This window comes from Myxococcus sp. AB025B (assembly GCF_006518215.1).
GTDB lineage: Bacteria > Myxococcota > Myxococcia > Myxococcales > Myxococcaceae > Myxococcus > Myxococcus fulvus.
This window is the reverse complement of sequence record NZ_SRLW01000357.1, coordinates 1-9,317: the sequence shown is the minus strand read 5'-3', so window position 1 is coordinate 9,317 and position 9,317 is coordinate 1. Positions and strand designations below refer to the sequence as shown.

Here is a 9,317-nt window from a genome sequence, read left to right as displayed (position 1 = left end):
GCACCCGTCCCTCCCTCGCCCCATCCAGGGTGAGATGAAGCTGGAGCGCTCGAACCAGCTCCTCGCCGAGGCGCGCAAGACGGTCCCCGGCGTCACCCAGTCGATGATGAAGAAGCCGGAGCACTTCGCCCCCGGCTCCTTCCCCGTGTTCCTCGCCAGGGGCCGGGGCGCGCTGGTGGAGGACGTGGACGGCCAGGAGTACATCGACTTCATCAGCGGCCTCGGCGCCAACATGCTGGGCCACAACCACCCCGCGGTGGTGGACACGATCCGCGAGCACCTGGAGGAAGGGGTCCTCCACTCACTGCCCACGCCCGTCGAGGTGACGTCCATCCAGGCCCTGCTGGACCTGGTGCCGGGCGCGGAGCAGGCGCGGTTCTTCAAGACGGGCGCGGACGCCACGTCCGCGGCGGTGCGCCTGTCGCGCTACGTGACGGGCAAGGAGCGCATCATCACGGTCGGCTACAACGGCTGGCACGACCACTTCATGTTCGACACGCCGGGAGTGCCGGCCGCCATCGCGGGCCTGACGACGCGCCTGCCGCTCTTCACGCCGCCGGACGAGGCGGTGCTGCTGTCCACCATCGAGAAGCAGGCCGGCCAGCTGGCGGCGGTGATCCTCTCCATCCCGTACAACCGCGTGCTGTCCGCGGACTTCATGAAGCAGGTGCGCGCGGCGTGCACGGCGCACAACGTGATGTTCGTGATGGACGAGGTGGTGACGGGCTTCCGTCTGGCGCTGGGCGGCGCGCAGGAGTTCTTCGGCGTGAGGGCGGACATCTGCTGCATGTCCAAGAGCATCGCCGCGGGAATGCCGCTGTCGGCCATCTCCGGCCCGGAGAAGTACCTCTCCAAGCTCGCGGACCTCCAGGTCTCCACCACCTTCGGCGGTGAGCTGTTGACGCTGGCCGTGTGCGAGGCGGTGCTCAAGCACTACAAGCAGAACGACCCGGCGAAGCACGTCTCGTACCTGGGCCGCAGGCTGCGCGAGGGCATCAACCAGAAGGCGGAGGCGGCGGGCTCGTCGCTGCGCGTGCTGGGCTACGACGCCATCCCGTTCTTCCGTTACTCGCCCGACATGGCCGAGCACGCGAAGCGGATGACGCCGTTCCAGGGTGGCATGGCCCGTCGGGGCATCCTGCTGCGCCGGGACGTGAACTTCATCGGCGCGGCGCACACCGAGGAGCAGATCGACTACACGGTGGAGATGGCGGGCGAGGTGCTGCGCTCACTCGCGAAGCCCGCGTAGGGCTCGCCTTCGGGGAGGCCGGAGTGCCTGGCCTCCCCGAGGGGTGTCTCACTTGGAATCGTGGATGTGGTCCGCGTGGCCGCGCTTCCAGTAGCCGGTGACGCGGACCCAGCTCTTCTGCGTGCCGCGCTCGTTGAGCAGGTGCTCGCGGATGGTGCGCATCTCCGATGACTCTCCCGACACCCAGGCGAAGTAGTCGCCGGGCGGGAAGTCGAGCTCGCGGATGGCCTTGTGGAGCAGGCCGGTGGAGCCCGCCTCGGCGCCGTTGCGGTGCAGCCAGGTGAGCGTCACGTTGGCGCGGGTGGTGAGCGGCTGCTCCTCGCTGGCGTCGGCCACCTCGACGAAGACGATGGCGCGGGCGCCTTCGGGCAGCTCCTCCAGCCTTCGGGCGATGGCGGGGATGGCGGTCTCATCGCCGGCGAGCAGGTACCAGTCGAAGTCATTGGAGACGAAGAGCGAGCCGCGCGGGCCGCCGACGCCGAGCATGTCGCCGGGCTTCGCCTGGGCGGCCCACGAAGATGCGGGGCCGGAGCCGTGGAGGACGAAGTCCAGGTCCAGCTCGCCGGTGGTGGAGTCGTAGCGGCGCGGCGTGTAGTCGCGCGAGTCGGGCTTCTTCTCACCGGGCTGGAGCTGGGGGCCGGTGGGGCCCATGGTCGGAATCACGGGCTTGCGCTTGCCCTGCTCCGGGAACAGGACCTTCACATGGTCATCGGCCCCTTCGCTGTGGAAGCCCTCGATGTCCTGGCCGCCCAGGGTGATGCGCACCACATGCGGGGTGACGGGCGTCACCCGCAGCACCTCCAGGCAGCGGAACTTCACGGGGAACGGGCCCCGTCGGTACACCTTCTCGGTCACGCTCGTCGTCACGTGCTCTCCTTCACTTTCATTTCAATATTGACTCGCAATTTCAGCGACGCAACTGAAATCGCTCGCTCGCCGGGGCGGGCGATTGGCTGCCTGACGGGTGCCGCTCGCGGGGCGTTCCGCCATCGAGCTCGGAGGTGCCCCTGACCTGGCGAGGGAATCGCGCACCCCGCCGCTCGCCGACACATCCAGACACCCTGTCTGCGATTCAACGAGCGCCAAAGCCACACACCCACGACAGATGTCACCATGGACTCCCCTGGGGAACAGGCGACTCTCTCGACTTCATGATTTGCCCAATCATAGGATGTCCTGGCGATGCAATCCCTTGCGACACAGGATGCGCCCATGACGCCTGGGCAATCCTGCCGCAAAGCGTTGCAGCGCACTCCAACCCGATGAGTCCGCCACACCCCAGGAAAAAACTTCATGTTCAAGACCCACATCATCCGTTCGACCATGCTCGCGGCAGCGACCCTCCTCTCGACCAGCTGCGGCGTGGCGGCTCCCGAGGAAAGCCTGGAGTCTGACGCGACCAGCACCCGTGGCGATGCGCTCGGTGGCGCCGAGTTCTGGCATGACTTTCGCGCATACAGCGGCGCTTCCCCCGAGTGTAATGGCTTCAATGTCTCCGAAGGTCGAGGCCTGGGCCAGTGGACGAGCCAGATTCGCCTCGACACCGACTCCCGGCCGCAGGGGTGCTGGCAGAAGTTCGGCATCCAGGACCCGTATGGTGAGCTGAGCGGGCTGATGCTGACGGTCAGCTTCTATGGACAGGGAAGCCCGACTGCCAGCGGGCAGTGCGACAACCCCGGGACTTACGTCGTTCCCATCGGCCCGACGCTCGACTGGACCGGCCCCTGGGGAATCGACACCACCGATGCCTATGGCGGATGCGTGCAGACGTTCAGCATCTCCGGCCGCGATGACATCGCGCTCGATGTGCGCTTCGACGCCGACCGCCACAATGGCCAGTGCCAGAACGCGGGGCTGCACACGGTGACGTCGATCAACCCCGTCTCCCTCACGCTCGACATGGACAACCGTTATGGCGGTTGCTACCAGACCTTCCGGCTCCGGAAGATGACGTGCGGGGACAACGTCTGTGAGTCAGGTGAGCTCTGCCCAGCGGACTGCATGGTTTGCGGTGACGGTATCTGCAATGGCTCGGAGACCCGGGCGACGTGCCCGGAGGATTGCTTCCCGCAGGGTCCTGGCAACTGCGCGATCTACTGCCCGCCCGAGATTCCGTGACGAAGGCGACGCGGAGGGGGGCCTCATGCCCCTCTCCGCACGCTGTCTCCACACCCGCGCATGGACGTGCTACCCACCGGGTCCATGCCACGCCCCCCTCGAACCGCTCCCCCGTCCAAGGGACCGGCGCCCACCGTCGCCCCCGCCGCACCGCTGCCTGCTGGCGCCCCGTTCACCTGGCGCTCGGAGAGCGATGAGCCCTCTCCTGCCCGGCTGCACCCGGTGGACGACCGGCTCAGCGCGGACACGGCGCTCAAGCGAGTCCGCCGAGGCGAGTTCCTGCTGTACTCCGGCGACTTCCACAACGCGAAGCAGCTGCTGGGCGCGCTGGGCCGCCGACTGGAGCGCGCGTCGAACGCTCGCACTCCCCTGGAGGCGTTCCGCGCCGAGCGCCGCGCGCGGCAACTGGAGCACGAGACGCTGTCGCGCATCGCCGTGTCACTCGACCGCGACTACCGGCTCGCACTCTCACGCGCACCCGACGTCGCCCTGGCCTGCCGACAGGTCTGGGGCGAGCCCGAGACGGAGTTCACCGTCGTCCCCCTCAAGCAACTGCTCGGCATGCTCGGAGCCGCGGAGTGGCGGCGCAAGGGATTGTCGGTGCCCGGCCTCACCGGCCTCATCCATCCACACTACGGCGTGTACCTGCCCACGCGCACCGACTACGTGGAGTTGCTCCTCTCGCTCCCCACGCTGAAGGGCCCGCGCGTGTTCGACATCGGCACGGGCACGGGTGTGCTCTCGTTCCTCCTCCTCCAGCGTGGCGCCTCGTCCGTGCAGGCGACGGACATCGACTCCCGCGCGGTGGCCTGTGCCCGGGAGAACGCGGAGCGGCTGGGGCTGCGCAAGTCCTTCCAGGTCACCGAGGGGGACCTCTTCCCGGAGGGCAAGGCGGACCTCGTGGTGTGCAACCCGCCGTGGATTCCGGAGCCCCCGAAGAACCGCGTGGACCGCGCGGTGTTCGACGAGGACAACCAGTTCCTGCGGCGCTTCCTCGAAGGGCTCCCCGACGCGCTCACGCCCGGAGGCGAGGGACTGCTCATCCTCTCGGACCTCGCGGTCCTGCTCGGCCTGCGCCCCCAGGGATGGCTCCAGGCGCAGTTCGCCCGCTGCGGCCTGACGGTGAAGTGGAGCCGCTCGACCGCGGCCCGACACTCCAAGTCCAAGGACACCTCGGACCCGCTGCACATGGCGCGCTCTCGAGAGATCACCACCCTCTACTGCCTCACGCGCGCCGCGGGGTGAGCGGACACCCGACGCGGCATGCAGCGCCTCGCCTGCGCGGCGCGCCGCATCGCGAGCCTCAGCCCTCGAGGTCTTCGGGCGTGACGCCGACGGCCTCGAGGTCCAGGTCCTCCAGCGGAATCCGCTGGATGTGCTCCCGGGGCTCGTACTTGGGATTGAGCTTGTCGCGGTACTTCTCCGAGCCGCTCTCGTACGTCACCCACAGCTCGCCATCGATGATGTTGAAGCCCTGTGCATACGGGTCGATGAGCCCGTTGCTGATGTCCTTGCGCTCGGAGAGGTCCGCGGTGAACGAGTCCGGGGTGCCCTCGAACGGCTGGTAGACCAGCTTCTGGTCGCCGGTGGTGAACAGCAGCGCCCCGTCGACCACCGTCATGCCCTGCGCGCGGTCCGGCGCGCGGATGGGGCCCTGGCGCGAGCCCTCGATGATCTCCCCGGTCTTCTCGTCGATCTCGTAGCGCCACACGGCGCCCGCCTTGCCATCGCCGTCCTTGCTGTACGAGCCGACGTACGCGTAGCCATCGCTCACCGTCATGTAGCTGCCGGCGGACACCAGGCCGATGCCCGTCGCCGGGTCCGTCAGCCCGTCGCCGCTGGGGACCTCCGTCACCTGGAAGGCCGGCACCTCGGCGCCCGGCTTCGCGTTCTCGAGGTCCTCGCGCCGGTAGACGTAGAGGTGATGGGTGTCGGAGACGTAGACGAACTCACCGTCCGTGGAGACACCGCCACCATGCGAGGGCGCCCCGGCCTCGGGGTTGGAGCTGGCGCCCCCCAGGCGGACCTGCTGCGCCTCCACGCCCGTGCCCTTGTCCTGGAGCGAGAGCAGCACGCCCCGGCCATCCGCGTAGTAGGTCGTGAGCACCTGGTCGCGCTTCGCGTCGTAGCCCTGCCCCTGCGGCGTCCAGCCGGCGTCCAGGTGCAGCAGCTTCGGGCCGACCGAGTGCGCGGCCCCCGCGTCCGTCGCCACGGCGCTCGCCCCCTCGGGCGCGGCGGTGCGCGCCGGGCTGTGCCCCGTGAGGTTCACGAGCTCGGGCTTCGCGCGCTCCAGGGCGTCCTGGGAGAAAGGGCTCACGGCGGGGAGCGGCGTCGCCGGGGACGCGACGGGCTCCGTCGTACGGGCCTGGGTGGGGATGGAAACGGTCCGAGGGGAGATGGGGCTGACCACGGGGAGGCCTCCGGCTGAACGGATGCCCCCCGCACCATGGGCGCAGGGGGCCAGACTCCCACCATACGCGATATCGCCCCCGATGGTTACACACCCCCAGCAGGGTCCACGCCGGGGCGTCCGCTCAAGCGCTCTCGGCGAGGGCGACGGGCTGCTCCTGTCGAGGCGCGGCCGCCCCCTTCTTGCGACGCAGCTGCGCGGCCTCGTGGGCGCGGCGGATGCGGCGGGTCGCCATCTCCGCGGTGTACGCGGGCGCGAGCGACAGGAAGCGACTGCCCTCCAGCCGACTCCCCTCCTGGTACACGATGCGCTGCTCGACGAAGCGTCCGAGCATCGCCGCGACCTCGTCCTGGGTCGCGCGCCCGGTCTCGATGAACTCCTCGCGGAGGTCCTCCCAGCGTTGGATCTCCATGCAGGCCATGTAGACGTCCCGCTCCAGTCCCCGCAGCACGATGTTGTTCAGCATCCCGCTGCGCGTGTCGTAGAGCCGCATCGAGTCGCCGCTGTCCAGGTACGTCAATAGATGTCGGTACTGCGTCTCCTTCGCCGCCGCGTAGGCCCGTCCCCACTTCCGGCACGCGTCGTAGACGCTGCTCCAGTCCGTGGGCGTGCTCGGGCTGTCATAGGAGAGGTCGAGCAGCGAGATGCGCTGATAGACCTCCTCCGGCAACCCCACCTTGTAGAAGTCCGCGTTGCGGATGTTCGACAGGCCGTACTCCTGGCTCAGCGTGTCGATGGTCGCGCCCCGCCCCAGCCAGAAGCGGTTGGGGTTCAGCGGGGTGTAGAGCAGCGCGTAGTCCAGGATGGTCTGCGTCGTCTCCTCCACCTCCTCCTGCCGCGCGCCCGGGAAGTCCGTCAACAGGTTCGCGCTGTTGAGGATGCCCAGCTCGTGGCAGACCTTCATCGCCTGCAGGTTGGCGATGACCGACGTCCCCTTGCCAATCCGCTTCAGGTACGAATTGGAGAGCCCCTCGATGCCGAACTGCACGTAGCGCACGCCCGCCTCCCAGAGCCGCAAGAGCTCGTAGGGCCGGACGCTGGCGCGCATCTCATAGAAGATGACGAAGTCCTTCCCGGTGTCGATGACCCGGTCCGCGAACTCCTCGATGCCCTTGGCGCGGATGATGTTGTCCAGGAAGAAGAGCACGTTCGTCTGGTAGCGCCCGTTCAGCGCCAGGATGTCCGTCACCACGCGCTCGGCGCTCTTCTCGCGGTAGCCATTCCACTGCACGTTCAGGTTGCAGAAGAAGCACGTGGCCTTCGGGTTCCCCGTGCGCTTGGCCCGGTCCCACCAACACCCGCGCGAGCCCTCGATGGTGAGGAACCACAGGAGGTTCCCCTCCTCCGCCTTGCGCGCATACTCGTCGTAATCCGGCAGCGGGAGCGCATTGATGTTGGGCACCTCCCAGAGCTGCGCGCCGCCCGCGAGCTCCCCCGCCGTGGCCCGCGAGATGACGCCCTTGATGCCCCGCATCTCCGTCTGCCCCTCGCGCAGCTGACGCACCAGCGCGAGCAGCGGCTGCTCCCCTTCTCCCTGGATGATGTAGTCCAGGAAGTCGAACTCCTTCAGCAGCGACGGCCCCACCTGGTTGGAGATGGTCGACCCGCCCAGCAACGTCTTCGTGGCGGGCGAGCGCTGCTTGATGCGCTGACAGAGCGAGAGGTTCGCGAAGAGCTGACCGAAGCAGGTGGTGAGGCCCACCACGTCGAAGCGCCCCGCCAGCGCGTCCGCCAGCCGGTCCAGGTGCGCCTCCAGCCGGGCGGTGAGCGTGTCGAAGACTTCTTCCCACGTCGACGCCTCCTTGAAGTGGGCCGGGGACACGATGGCGCCGGGCCCCGTCAATGACTCTCCGGTCGCCTCCATCCGCTTGACGAAGAAGTCACGCACCCGTTGCTTCTGCTGCGGGAAGAGGCACGGCGTGTACAACATCTCTCCGACCTCATACGAGTTCTGGGAGATGAGGTCATAGAACGCCAGCCCGATCTCGTTCGCCACCTCGAGATAGGCGGAGCGGCACTCCACCTCCACCGTCGGCTCCTGCTGACGCAGGTACGCGGACAGCGCCCCCATCGCCGAGGAGGGATGCCGATGGAGCGACCAGGGGAGTGCAACGAGACCGATTCGCATGAGGGGCCTCTGCATTGACTTCGTATTGACTTCCATCCCATTCAATCAAATCATCAAGCCTAGCGCATATTCCGGCATATACCCGGATAACCTGACCAAGACTGTCTATCCATAAAATTACAGCCATCACCCGCATCGAGGGGAGGCGTCCATGACGCTCAGAATCGAACCGTTTGGAAGCGGCAGTGGCCGGCTCGTCCACCGGGAGGGTCCGGACGACATCCTCCAGTTGCCCGCGGAGGAGCTCATCGCGCTCTTCAAGTCCGCGGGCCTGGTCATCTTCCGGGGCTTCACCACCAGCCCGCAGGTGATGCATGACTTCGCGGGTCGCTTCAGCACGCGCTTCAACCGGGACCGCCTGCGCCCCGTCGTCGCCGGGAGCGACGGCTATGTGCAGATGGTGACCGAGGGCATGGGCTACGTGGAGCCCCACGCCGAGCAGGCCAACTCCCCCTTCCGTCCGGACGCGCTCTGGTTCTGCTGCAGCGTCCCCGCGGCGGAAGGCGGCGAGACGCTCGCCTGGGACGGGGTCCGCCTCTGGGAGAAGCTCCGCCCTGAGCTCAAGCAGCTCTTCCGGAACAAGAAGCTGCGATTCTTCCAGCGATACTCCAACGACAAATGGCAGCGCTTCATGGGGAATGGCGCCACCCTGGCCGACGTTCAGACCACCTTGGATGGAATTGAGGGTGTCTCCTATTACGTCAGCCCAGACGATTCCATCTACCTCGAATATGTCTGTCCCGCGGTGGTGAAGACCCGTTACGGAGGGCAGGACGCGTTCGCGAACAGCCTGTTGTCGGAGCGCAAGAATACACTGGGGGACCTGATGTCTTTCGATGACGGCTCGGCCATCTCGGACGACATCGTCTCCGAGGTCCAGGAGGCGATGAAGGAGCTGGAGGACGCCATCGCCTGGCATCCGGGGGACCTGGCGTTCATCGACAACTCCCGCTACCTGCACGGTCGCAATGCCTACACGGACACGCGGCGGAAGATCTTCTCCAGCCTCAGCTTCCTCAACTTCTAGAGCGCCGATCAGGTTACGGCGAGGGAGCAGGCAAGCGGTAGGGGATCGACTCGGGCTGTGGTCGCGTGATCAGGTCGCCACCTTCGGAGGTGGCGCATGGAACGCTGGAAGCCGGCTGTGGAGCAGAGCGCACGGGAGCAGCGCCTGCTGAAGCTGGCGAGGAAGAGCAGGAAGCTTTTCGTCTTCCTGCGCGAGCATCGGCACGAGTTGTTCGACGAGGCCTTTCAGGACGAGCTCGAAGCGATGTACCGACAGACAGGCCAGGGACAAGAGCCGCAGCCGCCCGCGATGATGTGCATGGCGCTGTTGGTGCAGGCCTACACGCAGGCATCGGACGCCGAAGCCGTGTGCCTGTCGGGCACTGACAGCCGGTGGCGGATGGTGT

7 protein-coding genes and 1 pseudogene are annotated in these 9,317 nt (G+C 67.5%); 5 read left to right on the top strand and 3 right to left on the bottom strand.

All coding sequences use genetic code 11. The features are described from left to right. Positions 1–1,249 (top strand): aminotransferase class III-fold pyridoxal phosphate-dependent enzyme (locus tag FL311_RS37465; RefSeq protein WP_228557338.1); only part of this gene is annotated, 1,249 nt, incomplete at its 5' end. A gap of 48 nt (positions 1,250–1,297) precedes the next feature. Here the strand turns inward: FL311_RS37465 and FL311_RS37460 are convergent. Next, on the bottom strand, positions 1,298–2,116 hold the full coding sequence (locus FL311_RS37460) for a siderophore-interacting protein (RefSeq protein ID WP_141332467.1): 819 nt from the start codon (positions 2,114–2,116) through the stop codon (positions 1,298–1,300). Between the two features lie 426 nt (positions 2,117–2,542). Here FL311_RS37460 and FL311_RS37455 point away from each other — a divergent pair, with 426 nt between their 5' ends. Continuing rightward, positions 2,543–3,367, top strand: coding sequence for a hypothetical protein (locus tag FL311_RS37455; RefSeq protein WP_141332466.1), 825 nt, complete (start codon positions 2,543–2,545; stop codon positions 3,365–3,367). An 84-nt stretch (positions 3,368–3,451) separates the two neighbouring features. Next, a complete protein-coding gene (locus FL311_RS37450; protein ID WP_141332465.1) occupies positions 3,452–4,612 on the top strand; it encodes a class I SAM-dependent methyltransferase in 1,161 nt (386 codons plus the stop codon). Between the two features lie 58 nt (positions 4,613–4,670). On the opposite strand, the gene FL311_RS37445 is transcribed toward FL311_RS37450, so the two are convergent. Further along, positions 4,671–5,684, bottom strand: coding sequence for a hypothetical protein (locus tag FL311_RS37445; protein ID WP_228557337.1), 1,014 nt, complete (start codon positions 5,682–5,684; stop codon positions 4,671–4,673). A gap of 217 nt (positions 5,685–5,901) precedes the next feature. Further along, positions 5,902–7,905 (bottom strand): RiPP maturation radical SAM C-methyltransferase, encoded by a 2,004-nt coding sequence (locus FL311_RS37440; RefSeq protein WP_141332463.1) that lies wholly within the window; start codon positions 7,903–7,905, stop codon positions 5,902–5,904. 151 nt (positions 7,906–8,056) lie between these two features. Here FL311_RS37440 and FL311_RS37435 point away from each other — a divergent pair, with 151 nt between their 5' ends. Together FL311_RS37435 and FL311_RS37430 are read left to right on the top strand one after the other, a co-directional pair. Continuing rightward, the gene (locus FL311_RS37435; protein ID WP_141332462.1) at positions 8,057–8,932 is read left to right on the top strand and encodes a TauD/TfdA family dioxygenase; all 876 of its coding nucleotides are present in this window, start codon (positions 8,057–8,059) and stop codon (positions 8,930–8,932) included. A 96-nt stretch (positions 8,933–9,028) separates the two neighbouring features. Continuing rightward, positions 9,029–9,317 (top strand): annotated as a pseudogene (locus tag FL311_RS37430) (IS5/IS1182 family transposase); the annotation flags it as partial.

Coding starts and splice junctions, on each gene's coding strand:
- FL311_RS37455 (WP_141332466.1), top strand. CDS start 2,543: ATGTTCAAGACCCACATCATCCGTTCGACCATGCTCGCGGCAGCGACC.
- FL311_RS37450 (WP_141332465.1), top strand. CDS start 3,452: ATGCCACGCCCCCCTCGAACCGCTCCCCCGTCCAAGGGACCGGCGCCC.
- FL311_RS37440 (WP_141332463.1), bottom strand. CDS start 7,905: ATGCGAATCGGTCTCGTTGCACTCCCCTGGTCGCTCCATCGGCATCCC.
- FL311_RS37435 (WP_141332462.1), top strand. CDS start 8,057: ATGACGCTCAGAATCGAACCGTTTGGAAGCGGCAGTGGCCGGCTCGTC.